Origin of the sequence: Gordonia terrae (assembly GCF_001698225.1) — a bacterium.
Taxonomy (GTDB): Bacteria; Actinomycetota; Actinomycetes; order Mycobacteriales; family Mycobacteriaceae; genus Gordonia; species Gordonia terrae.
Map to the genome: position 1 here is coordinate 2,021,906 of NZ_CP016594.1, position 15,793 is coordinate 2,037,698.

General features: G+C 68.1%; 17 protein-coding genes. 8 read left to right on the forward strand and 9 right to left on the reverse strand.

All coding sequences use genetic code 11. The features are described from left to right. The first annotated feature begins 105 nt into the window (after positions 1-105). Positions 106-660, forward strand: a complete 555-nt coding sequence (locus BCM27_RS09175) for a TetR/AcrR family transcriptional regulator (protein ID WP_004021685.1) — start codon at positions 106-108, stop codon at positions 658-660. An 86-nt stretch (positions 661-746) separates the two neighbouring features. On the opposite strand, the gene BCM27_RS09180 is transcribed toward BCM27_RS09175, so the two are convergent. Genes BCM27_RS09180 through sdhC form a run of 4 tightly spaced genes read right to left on the reverse strand, consistent with a single transcriptional unit; the run spans position 747 to position 4,176 of the window. Continuing rightward, entirely contained in the window at positions 747-1,535 is a 789-nt protein-coding gene (locus BCM27_RS09180) for a succinate dehydrogenase iron-sulfur subunit (protein WP_004021684.1), read from the reverse strand. Then, positions 1,535-3,289, reverse strand: a complete 1,755-nt coding sequence (sdhA, locus tag BCM27_RS09185) for a succinate dehydrogenase flavoprotein subunit (RefSeq protein WP_004021683.1) — start codon at positions 3,287-3,289, stop codon at positions 1,535-1,537. The genes BCM27_RS09180 and sdhA overlap by 1 nt, the downstream gene beginning before the upstream one ends. Before the next feature lie 14 nt (positions 3,290-3,303). Next, positions 3,304-3,759, reverse strand: coding sequence for a succinate dehydrogenase hydrophobic membrane anchor subunit (locus tag BCM27_RS09190; protein ID WP_004021682.1), 456 nt, complete (start codon positions 3,757-3,759; stop codon positions 3,304-3,306). A 12-nt stretch (positions 3,760-3,771) separates the two neighbouring features. Next, the gene (gene sdhC / locus BCM27_RS09195) at positions 3,772-4,176 is read right to left on the reverse strand and encodes a succinate dehydrogenase, cytochrome b556 subunit (protein WP_004021681.1); all 405 of its coding nucleotides are present in this window, start codon (positions 4,174-4,176) and stop codon (positions 3,772-3,774) included. Between the two features lie 224 nt (positions 4,177-4,400). Between sdhC and BCM27_RS09200 the strand changes: the two genes are divergently transcribed. The 3 genes from BCM27_RS09200 to BCM27_RS09210 are packed head-to-tail and all read left to right on the forward strand — an operon-like array spanning position 4,401 to position 7,266. Next, entirely contained in the window at positions 4,401-4,805 is a 405-nt protein-coding gene (locus BCM27_RS09200; protein WP_004021680.1) for a cytidine deaminase, read from the forward strand. Further along, on the forward strand, positions 4,802-6,139 hold the full coding sequence (locus BCM27_RS09205; RefSeq protein WP_004021679.1) for a thymidine phosphorylase: 1,338 nt from the start codon (positions 4,802-4,804) through the stop codon (positions 6,137-6,139). Before BCM27_RS09200 ends, BCM27_RS09205 begins: the two co-directional genes overlap by 4 nt. Continuing rightward, positions 6,136-7,266 (forward strand): adenosine deaminase, encoded by a 1,131-nt coding sequence (locus BCM27_RS09210; RefSeq protein ID WP_004021678.1) that lies wholly within the window; start codon positions 6,136-6,138, stop codon positions 7,264-7,266. Before BCM27_RS09205 ends, BCM27_RS09210 begins: the two co-directional genes overlap by 4 nt. A 42-nt stretch (positions 7,267-7,308) precedes the next feature. Here the strand turns inward: BCM27_RS09210 and BCM27_RS09215 are convergent, their stop codons facing one another. From BCM27_RS09215 to BCM27_RS09225, 3 genes are all read right to left on the reverse strand, one after another. Then, a complete protein-coding gene (locus tag BCM27_RS09215; protein WP_004021677.1) occupies positions 7,309-8,601 on the reverse strand; it encodes a hypothetical protein in 1,293 nt (430 codons plus the stop codon). Positions 8,602-8,725: 124 nt separating this feature from the next. Next, complete coding sequence (locus BCM27_RS09220; RefSeq protein WP_004021676.1) at positions 8,726-9,682, reverse strand: C40 family peptidase; 957 nt, start codon at positions 9,680-9,682, stop codon at positions 8,726-8,728. Further along, positions 9,679-10,053 (reverse strand): type VII secretion target, encoded by a 375-nt coding sequence (locus BCM27_RS09225; protein WP_033203583.1) that lies wholly within the window; start codon positions 10,051-10,053, stop codon positions 9,679-9,681. The genes BCM27_RS09220 and BCM27_RS09225 overlap by 4 nt, the downstream gene beginning before the upstream one ends. Positions 10,054-10,173: 120 nt before the next feature. Here BCM27_RS09225 and upp point away from each other — a divergent pair, with 120 nt between their 5' ends. Further along, positions 10,174-10,803 carry a uracil phosphoribosyltransferase gene (upp, locus tag BCM27_RS09230; protein WP_033203581.1) on the forward strand — a complete coding sequence of 210 codons (630 nt, stop codon included), beginning with the start codon at positions 10,174-10,176 and terminating at the stop codon, positions 10,801-10,803. A 91-nt stretch (positions 10,804-10,894) separates the two neighbouring features. After that, positions 10,895-12,157, forward strand: coding sequence for an HNH endonuclease (locus BCM27_RS09235; protein WP_004021673.1), 1,263 nt, complete (start codon positions 10,895-10,897; stop codon positions 12,155-12,157). 94 nt (positions 12,158-12,251) lie between these two features. Here BCM27_RS09235 and BCM27_RS09240 read toward each other — a convergent pair whose 3' ends face one another. Further along, positions 12,252-12,938, reverse strand: a complete 687-nt coding sequence (locus tag BCM27_RS09240) for a hypothetical protein (RefSeq protein WP_004021672.1) — start codon at positions 12,936-12,938, stop codon at positions 12,252-12,254. Between the two features lie 40 nt (positions 12,939-12,978). Further along, a complete protein-coding gene (locus BCM27_RS09245) occupies positions 12,979-13,782 on the reverse strand; it encodes a purine-nucleoside phosphorylase (protein ID WP_004021671.1) in 804 nt (267 codons plus the stop codon). Between the two features lie 102 nt (positions 13,783-13,884). Between BCM27_RS09245 and BCM27_RS09250 the strand changes: the two genes are divergently transcribed. Beyond that, positions 13,885-14,583 carry an enoyl-CoA hydratase/isomerase family protein gene (locus BCM27_RS09250; RefSeq protein ID WP_004021670.1) on the forward strand — a complete coding sequence of 233 codons (699 nt, stop codon included), beginning with the start codon at positions 13,885-13,887 and terminating at the stop codon, positions 14,581-14,583. Then, on the forward strand, positions 14,583-15,782 hold the full coding sequence (locus tag BCM27_RS09255; RefSeq protein ID WP_004021669.1) for an amidohydrolase: 1,200 nt from the start codon (positions 14,583-14,585) through the stop codon (positions 15,780-15,782). Before BCM27_RS09250 ends, BCM27_RS09255 begins: the two co-directional genes overlap by 1 nt. The last annotated feature ends 11 nt before the right edge of the window (positions 15,783-15,793 follow it).

The following is a 15,793-nucleotide window of genomic DNA, read 5'->3' on the forward strand; positions in this document are numbered from 1 at the left end:
GGTGGGATCGACTGGCACGCGGTAGCGTCTCACCGTAGCGTCGTGACCAGCGGGTGACGGGCGCCCAGAGGGTGCGATCCGTCTCATGGTGAGAATGGAGGGCTCGTGGCCCAGGACTGGCTGGTCGGTGGTGAACGGCGGGACGCCGCCCGCGAACGGCTCGTCGCGCACGCCGCGGCTCTCATCGCCCGGCGCGGACTCGACGCGTTCGATCTCGACGAGCTCGGTCGCCGGGCGCACTGTTCGAGGGCGACGATCTACCGGCACGCCGGCGGGCGGGCCGCGGTGATCGAGTCGGTTCTGGCCACCACCTCGGCGCCGGTGCTGTCGGCGATCCGGGCCTCGATCGCGGAACTCACGGGACCCGAACGTGCCCGGACGGCGATCATCGAGACCTTGCGGGCCCTGCGGGGGGACCGGGTCATCCGGCAGTTCCTCCGGCCGGACAACCTGATCGACGCGACGCCGACGGTCCTGTCGTCTCCCGCAGTGCACGCGGTGGCCGCCGATCTGGTCGGCGTCGATCCCCACGACCCCGCGGATGCGCGGTTCCTCATCCGTTCGGTGCTGGCAATGTTGCTGTGGCCCGCCGACCCGGACGAGGAGGCGCGCAGCGCGGAATCCATTGTCGCCGGCCTTTTCCGCCCGGAAGTACCCTGAGGGCCACCTCGACCGTCACCGACGACGACGGCCCGCACCCCTGAGGGTGCGGGCCGTTGCCGGGCTGCAGAGAGAGTTCGAAAGGGTCAGCGCGAGAACATGAGCGCGCGCTTGACCTCCGAGATCGCCTGGGTGACCTGGATGCCACGCGGGCAGGCGTCGGTGCAGTTGAAGGTCGTGCGGCAGCGCCACACACCGTCGACGTCGTTGAGGATGTCGAGACGCTCGACGGCACCCTCGTCACGGCTGTCGAAGATGAACCGGTGCGCGTTGACGATCGCGGCCGGGCCGAAGTAGGAGCCCTCGGTCCAGAACACCGGACAGCTCGTCGTACAGCAGGCACACAGGATGCACTTGGTCGTGTCGTCGAAACGGGCGCGGTCGGCCTGGCTCTGGATGCGCTCGCGGGTCGGCTCGTTGCCCGAGGTGATCAGGAACGGCTTGATCGCGCGGAACGCGTCGAAGAACGGCTCCATGTCGACGACGAGATCCTTCTCCACCGGCAGGCCGCGGATCGGCTCGATGGTGATCGTGATCTCTTTGGACTTGTCCTTGGGGAGCATGTCCTTCATCAGGAGCTTGCAGGCGAGACGGTTGACGCCGTTGATCCGCATCGCGTCCGACCCGCACACGCCGTGGGCGCAGCTACGACGGAACGTGAGGGTGCCGTCGAGGTAGCCCTTCACGTACAGGAGCAGGTTGAGCAGACGGTCGGTCGGCAGCGCCGGGACGCGGAAGCTCTCGAAGCCCTGTGCGTCGGGGTTCTCCGGGTTGAAGCGGAAGATCTTGAGCGTCACCATGGTGGCCTCGTCGGGCACCGGTGGCAACGGCGGCTCGTCGGAGGACGGCGCGGGCTTGTCCAGAACAGATGTCATCAGTACTTACGCTCCATCGGCTCGTAGCGGGTTTCCACGACCGGCTTGTACTCCAACTCGATGTCCGAAAGGAGATCGGTGCCCTTCTTGTAGGCCATGGTGTGCCGCTTGTAGTTGACGTCGTCACGATCCGGGTAGTCCTCGCGGGCGTGGCCGCCGCGCGATTCCTTGCGGTTCAGGGCTCCCGCCACGGTCACCTCGGCCATCTCCAGCAGGAAGCCGAGTTCGATGGCCTCGAGGAGATCGCTGTTGAACCGCTTGCCCTTGTCATGGACACGGATGTGGGCGTAGCGCTCCTTGAACCCGTGGATGTCGGTCAGGGCCTGCTTGAGGGTCTCTTCGGTGCGGAACACCGAGGCGTTGGCGTCCATCGACGCCTGCAGTTCGGTGCGGATGTCCGCGACGCGTTCGTGGCCGTGATCGCTGAGCAGCAGTTCGAGCCACGAATCGACCATCTCGGTGGGCGTTTCGGGGAGTTCGGCGAACTCGGCCGAGTTCGCGTAGTCCGCCGCGGCGATGCCCGCCCGGCGTCCGAAGACGTTGATGTCGAGCAGCGAGTTGGTGCCCAGGCGGTTGGCCCCGTGGACCGACACGCACGCACACTCGCCCGCGGCGTACAGGCCGTGCACGACCTCGTCGTTGTTCCGCAGCACCTGGCCGTTGATGTTCGTCGGGATGCCGCCCATGACGTAGTGACACGTCGGGAACACCGGCACGTATTCGGTGACGGGATCGACGCCGAGATACGTGCGCGCGAACTCGGTGATGTCGGGGAGCTTCTCGTTGAGGACGTCCTCGCCGAGGTGGGTCACGTCGATGTAGACGTAGTCCTTGTTCGGCCCGGCGCCGCGACCCTCGAGCACCTCGAGCACCATCGAACGGGCGACGATGTCGCGCGGCGCGAGGTCCTTGATGGTCGGGGCGTAACGCTCCATGAAGCGCTCGCCGTCGGCGTTGCGCAGGATGCCGCCCTCGCCGCGGACCGCCTCGGAGATGAGGATGCCGAGACCCGCCAGACCCGTCGGATGGAACTGGTGGAACTCCATGTCCTCGAGGGGGAGGCCCTTGCGGAAGATGATGCCCATGCCGTCGCCGGTCAGCGTGTGCGCGTTGGACGTCGTCTTGTACATGCGGCCCGAGCCGCCGGTGGCGAAGACGATCGACTTGGCGTGGAACACGTGGATCTCGCCGGTCGCGAGTTCGTAGGCGACGACGCCGGTCGCGACCTGCTCGCCCTTCTCGTTCTCGGTGAGGCAGATGTCGAGGGCGTAGAACTCGTTGAAGAACTCGACGTCGTGCTTGACGCAGTTCTGGTACAGCGTCTGCAGGATCATGTGGCCGGTGCGGTCGGCCGCGTAGCAGGCACGCCGGACCGGCGACTTGCCGTGGTCGCGGGTGTGGCCGCCGAAGCGCCGCTGGTCGATCTTGCCCTCGGGCGTCCGGTTGAAGGGCAGACCCATCTTCTCGAGATCGAGCACCGCGTCGATGGCCTCCTTGGCCATGATCTCGACGGCGTCCTGATCGGCGAGGTAGTCACCACCCTTGACCGTGTCGAAGGTGTGCCACTCCCAGTTGTCTTCCTCGACGTTGGCGAGTGCCGCACACATGCCGCCCTGGGCCGCGCCGGTGTGGCTGCGGGTCGGGTACAGCTTGGTCAGCACCGCGGTGCGGGCACGAGGGGCGGCTTCGATCGCCGCGCGCATGCCTGCGCCGCCGGCGCCCACGATGACGACGTCGTAGCGGTGTTCCTGCATGTTCTAGGTCTCCTCTAGCCGACGCTGTTGACGTCGAAGGTCAGGAGGGCGTAGGTGCCCATCGTGAGGACGAGGATCATCGACACGGCGAGCAGCACGTTCAGCCAGAAACGGGTCGAGTCCTTGCGGGAGTAGTCGGCGATGACGGTGCGCACACCGTTGCCGCCGTGCAGCTGGGCCAGCCACAGCATGGTGAGGTCCCAGATCTGCCAGAAGGGCGAGCTCCAGCGTGCCGCGACGAACGAGGCGTCGATGCGATGCACGCCGCCGTCCCACGCCAGCATGATGAACATGTGGCCGATCGTCAGGACGACGAGCAGCAGACCCGAGAACCGCATGAACAGCCACGCGTTCTTCTCGAAGTTGCCGCCCTTGGGCTTGCGGGGCGAGCGCGGGTTGTCCAGGCTCGCGGGACGGTCGTGTTGCGTGCCGAGGGTCTTGGCGACACCGGTGGCTTCCGAGGTGGTCATCTCTGGTGTCTCCTACAGGTGGCTGAACAGGATCTGCAGCAGGCGGACCGTGCCGGCACCGAAGACGATGACGAACAGGGTCATGGCCACCCACAGCATCTGCCGCTGGTACTTGGGTCCCTTGGACCAGAAGTCCACGAGGATCAGGCGCACACCGTTGAAGGCGTGGAACAGGACGCAGGCGACCAGGGCGATCTCCATGAGGCCGATGATCGGCGTCTTGTAGGTCTCGATGATCGCGTCGTACTGGTTGGGATCGACGCGGATGACCGCGGTGTCCAGCACGTGGACGAACAGGAAGAAGAAGATCGTGACGCCGGTGATGCGGTGCAGGACCCACGACCACATGCCGGGATCGCCGCGATAAAGAGATCGTCTGCGCACCGGGTCGGGTGCGACTTCGGTCGAGGTGCTCATCGGGAAAGTGGCCTCCAACATCGTCGATGGACGCGTCGAATCGGCATGCTCCGACTCGACCATGGACCCATAGGAAGAGACTCTAAACCCATGCCCATTCCGGTGGTAAATTGCCCGAACCGATCTGAGCGACAAGACATTACGACTTAGGTTTGCCTTACCCAAGCTTTGCGGTGATGAAATCCGGATGAACGGTCGATGACGCCGTGCGACAGGAGATTCACGTGGTTGCTGATATCGAGTGGGATGTGTTGCGGGACAAGGCGAAATCGATGATCGACCGGGCCTATGCGCCGTACTCCCGGTACCCGGTGGGCGCTGCCGGGATCACGGCCGAGGGTCGTGTCATCGCTGGTTGCAATGTGGAAAATGTCTCATATGGGCTGGGGATCTGCGCCGAGGTCGCGCTGGTCGCCGCCCTGGTGAACGGGGGCGACCGGGCACTGCGGGCCGTCAGTGTCTGCGACGCCCGCGGAGTGGTCCTGATGCCCTGTGGCCGGTGCCGGCAGGTGCTGCTCGAGCACGGCGGTCGCGAGCTCCTCGTCGACCACCCGGCGGGGCCCCGGCCGCTCGCGGCTCTGCTTCCCGACGCCTTCGGACCCGACGATCTCGACGCGGTCCGCTCATGACGGTCGAGGACCGGGAGATCATCCACGCGGTGTCGGTCATCGCCACCAAGCGGGGCGGGCGCGCTCTCAGCGACGCCCAGATCGCGTGGGTGGTCGACGGCTACACCCGAGGCGAGGTGGCGCCGGAGCAGATGTCGGCGCTGTTGATGGCGGTCTGTCTGCGCGGCATGGATCGCCGGGAGATCGCGTCCTGGACGCACGCGATGATCGACAGCGGACGCCGGCTGGATCTGTCCGGGCTGCAGCGGAACGGGAAGTCACTCGCCACCGTCGACAAGCACTCCACGGGCGGCGTCGGCGACAAGATCACCCTCCCGCTCACGCCGCTCGTCGCATCGTTCGGTGTCGCCGTGCCGCAGCTGTCCGGCCGCGGGCTCGGTCACACCGGCGGGACGCTCGACAAGCTGGAGTCGATCCCGGGATGGCGTGCCGAGGTGAGCACGGCCGACATGCTCGACCAGCTGGAGCGGGTCGGCGCGGTCATCTGCGCCGCGGGTGCCGACCTGGCCCCGGCCGACCGCAAGCTCTATGCGCTCCGCGACGTCACCGGGACGGTCGAATCCATTCCGCTGCTGGCCTCGTCGATCATGAGCAAGAAGATCGCCGAAGGGACCGGCGCGCTGGTTCTCGACGTCAAGGCCGGTTCGGGCGCGTTTCTGCCGGATGAGGACGACGCCCGCGAACTGGCGTCCACGATGGTCGAACTCGGCCACGACGCCGGTGTCGACACCCGCGCGCTGATCACCGACATGAGCACACCGCTCGGACTCGCGATCGGGAACGCCGTCGAGGTGGCCGAATCGGTGGAGGTGCTCGCAGGAGGCGGTCCAGCCGACGTCGTCGAGCTCACCCTCGCCCTCGCCCGGGAGATGCTCGACGCCGCGGGGCTCGTCGACGCCGATCCGGCAACTCATCTCGCCGACGGTCGGGCGATGGACACCTGGCGGGCGATGATCGCCGCACAGGGTGGAGATCCGGACGGGCCGCTACCGCAGGCACGACACCACGACACCGTCACCGCGTCGCGCGACGGCGTCGTCGCGCAGATGGATGCCCGGGCGGTCGGCGACGCCGCGTGGCGTCTGGGCGGCGGCAGATCGAAACCGGGGGAGGCGGTCGCGGCCGAGGCGGGAGTCATCATCCATGCGAAGCCGGGGGAGCGTGTTCGGGCGGGTCAACCCTTGTTCACCGTGCACACGCAGGATGAGGACCGGATCGCCGGTGCCCGCTCGTCTCTGGCCGGGGCGACGACCATCGAGCCCGACACCGTGGAACACGCGGTCGGCGCGGGCGCCCGGCCACTGATCATCGACCGCGTTAGGTTCACTCCATGACGACGCTGACCCCGGCGAACATCTCCCTCGCCCCGAAGGTGCTCCTGCACGACCACCTCGACGGCGGACTCCGGCCCGCGACGGTCCTCGAGCTGGCCCACGAGGTGGGTTACGACGGCTTGCCGCGGGACGAGAACGGTATACAGATCGACGATGCCGAGACGCTCGGGCGCTGGTTCCGCCGGGCCGCCGACAGCGGCTCGCTCGAGCGCTACCTCGAGACCTTCTCCCACACGGTCGCGGTGATGCAGACCGCTCCTGCTTTGGAGCGCGTGGCGCGGGAGTGCGTCGAGGATCTCGCCGACGACGGCGTCGTCTACGCCGAGGTCCGGTACGCGCCCGAACAGCATCTCGAGGGCGGGCTGGATCTCGACGAGGTCGTCGAGGCGGTGCTACGGGGGTTCGCCGAGGGTGAGGCGGCGGCGGCCGAGCGGGGTCGGAGCATCACCGTGCGCTGCCTGGTCACCGCGATGCGCCACGCGGCCCGGTCGCGTGAGATCGCCGAACTCGCGGTCCGCTACCGCGACCGGGGAGTCGTCGGTTTCGACATCGCGGGCGCCGAGGCCGGGCATCCGCCGACCCGTCACCTCGATGCGTTCGAGTACATGCGTGCCAACTGCGCGCCGTTCACGATCCATGCCGGCGAGGCTTTCGGGCTGCCGTCGATCCACGAGGCGATCGGCTTCTGTGGGACGGACCGGCTGGGCCACGGCGTCCGCGTCTTCGACGACATCGAACTGCCCACCGGGGTCGATCTCGCCGCCCACTCGTTCGCGGATGCCCGGCTCGGACAGATCGCGAACATCGTGCGGGACAAGCGGATTCCGCTGGAGTTGTGCCCGAGTTCGAACGTCCAGACCGGCGCGGTCAGCTCCTTGGCCGAGCATCCGTTCAACGTGCTGGCCCGACTCCGGTTCCGCGTCACCGTCAACACCGACAACCGGTTGATGTCCGACACCACGATGAGCAGGGAATTCGGTCTGCTCGCCGATCAGTTCGGTTACGGCTGGGCCGACTTCGAGCGGTTCACGGTGAACGCGATGAAGTCGGCGTTCATCCACTTCGACGAGCGGTTGGCCTTCATCGACGATGTCATCAAGCCCGGCTACGCGGTGCTGCTCGGCTGAGCGGCACCCGCGCCGGCGTGCGATCGACCGCCGACGGGCCGGTCAGCCCTTCTTGGTGAGCCGGGCCTCGAAGTCGTGCTCGAGCGCGCGCCACGCCTCGGCCTCGTTGTCGAACGGGCCGCTGGGCGCCATCCGCTTGGGGTCGGGGTTGACCGTGTAGTCCACGAACCATCCCAGCGGGGTGGTGGTGCCCAGGGCCTCGGTGACCGTGTTGTCGCCGGCGTAGTCGGCTGCGTCGGTGAACAGTTCGACGGCGAGGTCGAGCTGGTCGCGATCCATGCGACGCGGACCGTCGGCGATGTCGTCGGCCAGGCCGGGCAGCACGTACACGTTGTCGTCGATGACGTCGAATTCGAGAGAGCCGTCGGTCGCCTCGGTGCGGACCTCGTCGAAGGTCGACAGGTCGGCGAGGTCGTGCTCGTTCTCGTCGGCGAGGAATCGCGACAGCGAGCGCGCCGAGGTGAACACGAATATCTTGCCCTTGCTCCCGAGGAAGACCGGATCGTCGCCGAGGTAGCAGCGGAGAGTGAGGTACTCGCCGGCGCTCGTGACGATCTTGACCGGGTCGATACCGACCGACGCCCAGAAATCGTCGTCGTCGTAGTCGTCCTCGTCGTCATGGTCGTCGTCGACGTGCTCGTCGTCCTCGGTGTCCACGGACTCGTCATCGTCGGTGTCCGCGGCACCGACGATCTCGATGTCGTCGTCGGTGGGCTCGTCCTCGTCCTCTGCGGACGCGGCGGCCTCCAACTCGGCCTCGGCGGTTTCGACGGCCTGTGCATCGACCTTCGGGGTGCTGATGACCCCGTCGATGGCGTCGAGCACGTCGTCCCAGTGCTTGGCGATCAACCGGCCGATGCGGACCCAGAGGTCGGTGCCCTCGCGGCCGTCGAAGTTGCGTGTGCCGGTCGTGACGGCTCCGAGGATCGGGTTGCCGTTGAAGAACTTGGTGACCGGCGTCAGTTCGCAGACCTCGCCGAGGATGCGCACGATCTCGAGAGCGTCCTCGAGCTCGGCGATGACCTCCGGCGTCGGGTCCTCGGCGGCGAGCTCGGGCACACCGACGAGGTCGTAGCTGTGACGCTCGTCGGGGACCAGTTCCTCGGCCTGCACACCGACCACCGTCGACCAGGCGGGATGCTCGACGAGGTCGTTGTCCTCATTGGTCCGGATGAAGGCGGCGAGCTCGGCGACGCCGGGCAGTACGTACAGGTCCTCGTCGAGTCCGAGGAAGGCCTCCCACTCGTCATCGCCCTCACGCCAGCGGGGTGCCCACAGGGTGAAGCTGTTTCCGTCGGTGAGTCCGAGCTCAATCGGGACGATGTCTCCGGCCATGGGGACACAGCCTAGCGATCGTCGACGGCGAATCCAGTAGTGCCCCCACAACCGGTCGGTGGTGTGCCGACGACATTTCCGTGAACTCGGCGGGCCGATGTCGGACATGAGCGTCCCCGGGTGCTCACCGCGGCCGGAAGAAGCCCTCGAACGTCTGGTCGAGGTTGGAGGTCCGCACCGGCGAGACGCCCACCGGGTCACCGGCTTCCACCATCTGACCGTTGCCGATGTACATGGCGACGTGCCCGGACCACACCGCGAGGTCCCCGGGTTGCAGTTGCGACTGCGAGACCTGATGGCCTGCGGTGTCCTGGTCCTGGGCGAGGCGGGGTAGCTCGAGTCCGGCCTGACGGTAGGCCCACTGGGTGAAGCCGCTGCAGTCGAATCCGTCGGGTGTGGTCCCGCCCCAGACATACGGCACCCCGCGTTGGCTCAGAGCGGCCCGCACGGCCGTGGCGGCTCGCTCGTTCGGCGCGTGGGCGACCGAGCCGTCGGGCAGCGTGATCGGGATGCCCCCGGGGGTGGGGGTCGTCGACAGCTGCGCAGCTCCACCCGCGACACTCGTCACCTCGGCGGGCGCGGTTCGACGGGTCAGGGCGGTCATCGCCTCCGTGTCCGAGCCGAGCTCGGCGCGCGCGCGACCCACGATCTGCACGCCCCGGCCGAGATACTCGACGGCGATCGGCAGTATCGCGAGAAGTCCTGCCGGAGTGTTCAGTCCGCCTGCGAGACCGCGGACCTGGCGTTCCAGTGCGGACAGGAGGTCGTTCAGCCCGGTGGACGCGGTGTGGACGGTGCGACTCGCCTCCTCGACGAGCCGGCCGAACTCGACGGCGCGGTCGGTGAGTCCGGTGAGCTGCTGCTGGACTGCCGTGGTCGCGTCGTCGGCCCCGGCCGCACCGGCTCCGTCCCACTGCGTGCGGACGGACTCGATGGCCGACCTCGACCGGCTGCGCACCGACTCGACGGTGCCGGCGGTCGTGCGAACCTGATCGGCGGGGTTGCCCGGCACCAGGACGCCCGTCCCCAACGCGGTGATCAGCTGGCGCAACGGCTCGAAGAAGAGCTCGACGGGGATCACAGCGTCAGCTCGCGGTGGGCCACGACCCCGTCGGCGGCCGCGCAGTCGCACGCGGCGTAGGTCGTGCTGGCGGAACTCGTGGTGGACCCCACGCGCTCCTCACGTGCCGCAGCGGACTCGACGCTTCGGCGATGGAGTTCGAGGAACTCGACGACGGCGGCCAGGAACTCGAGCCCGATCAGCCCGAAGGTGATCGCGAGGTCGACCATGGCGGCCTCGTTGCTGCCCGATGCCTCGTCGAGCATGCGAGCGTTCGCGCGGTGGGCATCGGAGAAGTCCTGCAGCGCAGACGGTTCGACAGACAGCCGGCTACTGGTCGAGAAGCCTGGGCGGGCGGGGACGTGATCGGGGTGAGGGATGGGCGGGCTCATGGGATTTTGACGCGGCGCGGCCGTGATGGGTTCCATCGGATTTCGTCCGCGGTGCCGATGGGCGTGTCCGGACTCGCCCAAGAGGCACGCGACGCGCACGGAGGAAATAGGGTGGTCGGCATGGAGTCCCTGATCGTCGACCATCCCCTCGCGGCCGCGCGTCTGACCACCATGCGCGACGAGACCACCGACAACGCCGGATTCCGGGCCGCGCTGTCCGACCTCACGCAGATGCTGATCTATGAAGCGCTCGCCGGCGCCCCGCGCGCCGACGTGCAGATCAACACCCCGTTGACGACGCACACCGGGTCGAGGCTGGCCTCGCCGCCTCTGCTGGTGCCGGTGCTGCGCGCGGGGCTCGGCATGGTCGAGCAGGCCCACGCGATGGTCCCCGAGGCGCATGTCGGTTTCGTGGGTCTGGCGCGGGACGAGGAGACCGCTCAGCCGGTCCCGTACCTCGAGTCGTTGCCGGAGGATCTGTCCGGGCGGCCGGTGTTCGTCCTCGATCCCATGCTGGCCACGGGCGGTTCGATGCTCCACACGATCGAACTCCTCGTCGCTCGCAACGCCACCGACATCACCGCCGTGTGCGTCGTGGCGGCTCCCGAAGGTGTTGCCGCGCTGAAGGAGTCGGGGCACCCATGCCGACTCGTGGTCGCCGCGGTCGACGACGAACTGAACGACGTCAACTACATCGTGCCGGGTCTCGGCGACGCCGGCGACCGGCAGTTCGGTCCGCGGTACTCCTAGGGGCGCGGTATTGCCCACTATCGTCGAATCATTATAAATAGCAACATATTTCGAGTCTGCCGGGTTGTGGATACTTCTCGTAGTCGAATGAATGTTCCCGTACGGTGGAGCTATGCCAGAGCTCACCGCCCTTCTCGACCAGCTCATCGAGAGCACCCCGCCCGCCGACGACCCGACGGGCGCAGCGACATTCGACGCACTCAATACTTTGCGCCTGCTCCGCAACACCATCGATCATCAGATCGTCACGCACGCAGCGCAACTCGAGGAACTCGGGGTCGCACAGAAGGCCGGTGGGACCACCAAGAAGGTGTTGATCGAGATGGGTTACGCACCCGCTGCGGCGTTACGTGCCATGCGGAGCGTCGACGCTCTCCCCACGCTGCCCGTCCTGGCCAGGAACGCTGCCGACGGACGGCTGTCCGCGGAAGTCGGTGACGCCGTCATCCGCGGCATGATCCATATCGACAAGCGTTCGCCGACAGAGCTTTCCGACGAGGAACGCGCCGGCTACGAGACCGCCCTGGTCGGTCAGGCCCTGTCGGGGGCAACACCGACAGAAGTAGACAAGTACGCCCGCGCCATCGGCAACACCATCGCCGACACCACCGACCGCGGCATCCCCGCCGCCGACGATTGGTCGTTGAACACGGTCAACGCCCACACCACCGACGACGGACGCGTCGAGATCCGCGCCGACCTCACCCAAGTAGTAGGCGAAAAGTTCCTCTCTATGATCGACGAACGAGCCTGCCCACGACCCGAACCCGACGGCGCCGACGACCGACGTACCGCTGAGCAGCGACGCGCGGATGCCTTCGAGCTGATCCTCGACCAAGCTGCCCTCGGCACGAGCATCGACGGTGTTGGGTCCCCGCGCACGCAGCTGATGCTGACGATCCCTGCCGCCGGCGCGGACCCCGCAAACCTCCCGTGGACCGGGACGGTCAGCCGGGCCGTCGCCAGACAAGTGTCTTGTGACGGAGAATTGACGGAGATCACCCTCGACGGTGAAGGCGTACCGCTGCAGATGGGACACACCCACCGCCTGTTCCCACCGCACCTACGCAAAGCAGTGGTCGTCCGAGACGAGTGCTGCGTCAAATGCGGTGCACCACCATCACATACCCAAGTGCACCACCTGGCGCATTGGGCTGATGGTGGCCCGACTGATCTCGACAATGGTTGCCTGGTGTGTCAGCGCTGTCACACCCAGGTGCATCACCACGGCTGGGACGTCGTGATGGGTTTCGACCGACATCCCTGGCTGGTTCCACCAGCCGGCATCGACCCACACCGACGACCGCTACCCGCCTACAACCGCCGCACCATGCGACTCGACAACGCCGCCTGACCGACCGGTCCACAACAGTCCTCGCGTAGCACCTTGCACCCGAGCCCAGCTCGGGACCGCATCCGTCCCTTGACAACTCCACAGCGAAGGCCGGTCAGCCCGGCAGTGACCAGTACGCCAGCATCGGCTCCTCGGCGAGCACGGCACCACCCTCGACGATGGTCAGGCTCGCCGGTGAGACGAGGTAGCGCACTGCGCCGTTGCGTGCCTCGAAGGTGTCACCGGTTCGGGTCGGGAACTGCAACTCGATTCCGCCCTCGGGTGCGAGGCCCTTGTAGTACCACCGGCCCGTCTGCGTGCCGACCTGACAGATCACGACGCGCGATCGTGAGGTCTGCCCCACGACGACGGCGGGGTCGCCCGCGGCGTTGCAGCGCGGGCCGGTGGTGAACCCCTGCCAGTCGGCGCCCGCGACTGTAGGGGCCGGCCGCACGGGAGTGGGCGACGTCAGTGTCGGAGTTGTCGGAGTGGTCGTGGGGGCCGTCGTCTCGGCGGGTCGGGTGACGGTGCTCGTGACGGTCGACCCCGACGGGGGTCCGCCGTCGGCGGTGTCGCGGTCCGCGGAGTCGTCGTCAGCGGGGATCAGGAGCAGTGCCGCGAGCACGCCCACGACCACGAGGAGCACGCCCGCGCCGATGGCGACGAGCACTGCGGGCGAGGACCACGGCGACCGAGGCGGACCGGGTGGCACCTGGCCCGACGGATAGCCGCCCGATGGATAACCGCCCTGCGGGTAGTCGCCGTGCGGATAGCCGCCGGGACCGCTCGGTGGATAGCTCATGTCGCTCCTTCGGTTCGCCGGGGCGGAAATCCGTGCGGTCCTACAGTTCGCCGATGATCTGTGCGAGCAGTTCGCCCATTCGGGCCGCCGACGTACGTCCCACCTCGAGAACCTCCGCGTGGCTCAGGTGGTCGCCGGTCATGCCGGCTGCGAGATTGGTGACCAGCGAGATGCCGAGCACGTCGAGCCCGGCGGCCCGGGCGGCGATGGTCTCGTGCACGGTCGACATCCCGACCAGATCCGCGCCCATCGTCCGCAGCATCCGGATCTCGGCGGGTGTTTCGTAATGCGGGCCGGGCAATCCGGCGTACACACCGTCGGCGAGCTTCGGGTCGATGCCGCGCGCGATGTCCCGTAGGCGCGGCGAGTACGCGTCGACCAGGTCGACGAAGCGGGCGCCGACCAAGGGGGAGCGGGCCGTCAGATTGAGGTGATCGGAGATGAGGACGGGTTGCCCGACCGACATGTCCTCGCGCAGGCCGCCTGCCGCGTTGGTGAGGACTACGGTGTGGACACCGGCGGCCGCGGCGGTGCGGATCGGGTGGACGACGCGGGCGAGGTCGTGACCCTCGTAGGCGTGAATCCGGCCCAGCATCAACAGAACACGGCGATCACCGATCCGGATCGAGTGGACGACGCCGCCGTGGCCCGCGGCCTCGGGTGGGGAGAACCCGGGGATCGACGCCATCGGCAGGGAGCGGATGGGCCGCCCGAAGGCGTCGGCCGCGGGTGACCACCCCGACCCGAGGATGACGGCCACATCGTGTGCAGCGGCATCGGTCTCGGCGGCGATCGTGGCCGCGGCGACGATGGCCGCGGCGTCTGCGTCGGCGATTGGATCCATGCGCCAACCCTAAACCTTTCCGCAGGCCGCCCGGCCGCTGAAGCGCAGCGCGCCGACCGATCGGGTCGGCGAGCGTGAGACCCGGGGCGATAAGGTCGGGACATGCCATTTCTGAACGATGCCGGGGAGGTCGTCGAACTCCATCTCGGAGCGCACGGTGAGGAGATCAGCGAGTCCAATCCGGAGAACCGGTTCCGGGTGGAATGGTTGGACGAGGTCGAGCGGCTGCTGGACGAGGTCGTCGCCGCCCCGACGCGTCCGCTGGTGGTCACCGCCACCGGGAAGTATTTCTCGAACGGACTGGACACCGACCACATCTTCGCCGCCCCCGATCAGCTGCCCGCCTACCTCGACCGTGTTCACGCGCTGTACGCGAAGGTCCTCACCCTGCCGGTCCCGACGGTCTGTGCCGTGAACGGGCACGCCTTCGGTGCGGGCGCCATGCTCGCGCTGTGCACCGACCACGTCCTCATGCGCACCGAGCGCGGATTCTGGTCGCTGCCCGAGGCCGCCCTCAGCATGCCCTTCACCCGCGGGATGGCCACCCTGCTGCGCACTCGCCTCACCGACCGCACCGCGACCGAGGCGATGTACACGAGCCGCCGCTACGGCGCCGACGACGCGGTCGGCGCGGGGATCGTGGACGAGGCCGTCGGTGCCGAGCACCTCACGGCCCGGGCCGCCGAGGTCGCCGGCGCCCGCGCCGCGACCGTTGGCGCCAATCTCGCACTGATCAAACGCGGACTGCGCGCACCCCTGCTCGACGATCTCGCGCGTCCGACCCCGCCCGGGGTCTTCTGATGTCGGCCGCGGGAGCGGGTTTCGCCGCGGCGGGCGATCCCATCGACTCGTGGCTCGCCGAGCACGGCACCGACCTCATCGCGTGGCGCCGCGAGATCCACGCGCATCCGGAGTTGTCCCGGCAGGAGGTGCGCACCACCGAGTTGGTGATGAGCGAACTCACCGCCGCCGGGCTCGACCCGCGTCGACTCCCGTTGGGTACCGGCGTCGTGTGCGACCTGGGACCCGCCGGTGAGCCTCGGATCGCCCTGCGCGCGGACATGGATGCTCTGCCGGTCACCGAACACACCGGACTGCCGTTCACCTCGTCGGTGGAGGGCGCGTCGCATTCGTGCGGGCACGATGCGCACACGGCCATCCTGATCGGCGTCGCGAAACTGCTCGCCGCGGCCGAACCGCTGCCCGTCGGTGTCCGGTTGATCTTCCAGGCGGCCGAGGAGGTCATGCCCGGTGGCGCCCTCGACGCCATCGAGGCCGGGGTCACCAGCGGTCTCGGTCGCATCTTCGCCCTTCACTGCGATCCGCGACTACCGGTGGGCACGGTCGGGCTGCGGTCCGGCCCGTTGACCTCTGCGGCGGACCACATCGATCTGCAACTGCATTCCGCAGGCGGGCACACGTCACGCCCACATCTGACCGGGGACCTGATCTACGCGATGGGCACCGTGATCACCGGACTGCCCGGGGTGCTGTCGCGTCGCGTGGACCCGCGGTCGGGGACGGTGATGGTGTGGGGTGCGGCCAACGCAGGCAGTGCTGCCAACGCGATCCCGCAGGAGGGACGCATGCGCGGGACGGTCCGCACCGGTGACCACACCACCTGGGCCGAACTCGAACCGCTGGTTCGCAGCGTCGTCGGTGAACTCCTGGCACCGCTCGGGGTCCGCTACGACCTCTCGTACTTCCGTGGCGTGCCGCCGGTCGTCAACGACGAGATCGCGGTCGCGATGTTCGAGCGGTCGGTCGCCGCGATCGGGCCCAGGGCCATCGCGGACACGCCGCAGTCGCCCGGTGGGGAGGACTTCTCCTGGTATCTCGAACAGGTGCCCGGAGCGATGGCCCGCCTGGGCGTGTGGGACGGGTTCGGCCCGCAGGTCGATCTGCATGCGCCGAACTTCGACCTCGACGAGCGCGCCCTCGCGATCGGCGTCCGTGCACTCGCCGGGATCGTGCTGAACGCGACGAGCGCGGCCGGTTAGTCAGCCGTCGG

Bases quoted from the DNA above. Each gene is read 5' to 3' on its own strand.
- upp (WP_033203581.1), top strand. From the start codon at position 10,174: ATGGAGTCCCTGATCGTCGACCATCCCCTCGCGGCCGCGCGTCTGACC.
- BCM27_RS09245 (WP_004021671.1), bottom strand. From the start codon at position 13,782: ATGGATCCAATCGCCGACGCAGACGCCGCGGCCATCGTCGCCGCGGCC.
- BCM27_RS09205 (WP_004021679.1), top strand. From the start codon at position 4,802: ATGACGGTCGAGGACCGGGAGATCATCCACGCGGTGTCGGTCATCGCC.
- BCM27_RS09255 (WP_004021669.1), top strand. From the start codon at position 14,583: ATGTCGGCCGCGGGAGCGGGTTTCGCCGCGGCGGGCGATCCCATCGAC.
- sdhC (WP_004021681.1), bottom strand. From the start codon at position 4,176: ATGAGCACCTCGACCGAAGTCGCACCCGACCCGGTGCGCAGACGATCT.
- BCM27_RS09215 (WP_004021677.1), bottom strand. From the start codon at position 8,601: ATGGCCGGAGACATCGTCCCGATTGAGCTCGGACTCACCGACGGAAAC.
- BCM27_RS09250 (WP_004021670.1), top strand. From the start codon at position 13,885: ATGCCATTTCTGAACGATGCCGGGGAGGTCGTCGAACTCCATCTCGGA.
- BCM27_RS09240 (WP_004021672.1), bottom strand. From the start codon at position 12,938: ATGAGCTATCCACCGAGCGGTCCCGGCGGCTATCCGCACGGCGACTAC.
- BCM27_RS09210 (WP_004021678.1), top strand. From the start codon at position 6,136: ATGACGACGCTGACCCCGGCGAACATCTCCCTCGCCCCGAAGGTGCTC.
- BCM27_RS09190 (WP_004021682.1), bottom strand. From the start codon at position 3,759: ATGACCACCTCGGAAGCCACCGGTGTCGCCAAGACCCTCGGCACGCAA.
- BCM27_RS09225 (WP_033203583.1), bottom strand. From the start codon at position 10,053: ATGAGCCCGCCCATCCCTCACCCCGATCACGTCCCCGCCCGCCCAGGC.
- BCM27_RS09235 (WP_004021673.1), top strand. From the start codon at position 10,895: ATGTTCCCGTACGGTGGAGCTATGCCAGAGCTCACCGCCCTTCTCGAC.
- BCM27_RS09180 (WP_004021684.1), bottom strand. From the start codon at position 1,535: ATGACATCTGTTCTGGACAAGCCCGCGCCGTCCTCCGACGAGCCGCCG.
- sdhA (WP_004021683.1), bottom strand. From the start codon at position 3,289: ATGCAGGAACACCGCTACGACGTCGTCATCGTGGGCGCCGGCGGCGCA.